The sequence below is a fragment of the Citricoccus zhacaiensis genome (assembly GCF_014645315.1).
GTDB lineage: Bacteria > Actinomycetota > Actinomycetes > Actinomycetales > Micrococcaceae > Citricoccus > Citricoccus zhacaiensis.
On the sequence record NZ_BMLQ01000023.1, the window covers coordinates 1 to 649 of the forward strand.

The window sequence follows — 649 nt, forward strand, 5'->3', positions numbered from 1 at the left end:
GAAACGCGCCGGCTCCCGCGCCAGCGTCTTCGCCGCCGAGGAGCAGGCGCTGCTGCGCCCGTTGCCGGCCGTCTCCTATGAGATCAGCCGCTGGGTCTATGGCCGCCGGGTCGCGCGCAACGGGCACGTGGCCTTCGCCCGGAACTACTACTCGGTGCCCTACACACACGTCGGGTCCAAGGTCGACCTGCGGGTCACGGACACCATGCTGGAGGTCCACCACGGCCACCAGCGACTGGCCAGCCACCTCTTGCTGCCGGAGAACGTGGTGAACGAGTACCGCACCCATGACGCCGACCTGCCGGCCGGACCGAAGTACCGGCAGTGGGACCAACACCGAGTCAGAGAATGGGCCGGGCGCATCGGACCATCGACGGTGACCGTGGTGGACAGGGTCTTCGAATCCGTCCCGGTGGCCGAGCAGGGCCTGAATCCGGCGTTGGCGGTGTTGCGGCTGACGCGACGGTTCTCCGCCGAACGGGTGGAAGCGGCCTGCCAGATCGCGTTGGCCGGCCCGATCCGCTCCCCGCGGTATGCGCACCTGCGACCGATCCTGGACACCGGCCAAGACAGACCAGGAGCAATCACCGGCAGCTCTCCCGCAGGCCTGCCGGCGGAGGAGACCGGTGGCTACGTGCGTGGCGCTTCC

1 protein-coding gene is annotated in these 649 nt (G+C 69.3%); it reads left to right on the forward strand.

The window, feature by feature from the left end; translation table 11 throughout:
• The coding region (locus IEX49_RS16630; protein ID WP_444542129.1) for a Mu transposase domain-containing protein at window positions 1-649 on the forward strand (649 nt) is incomplete at both ends.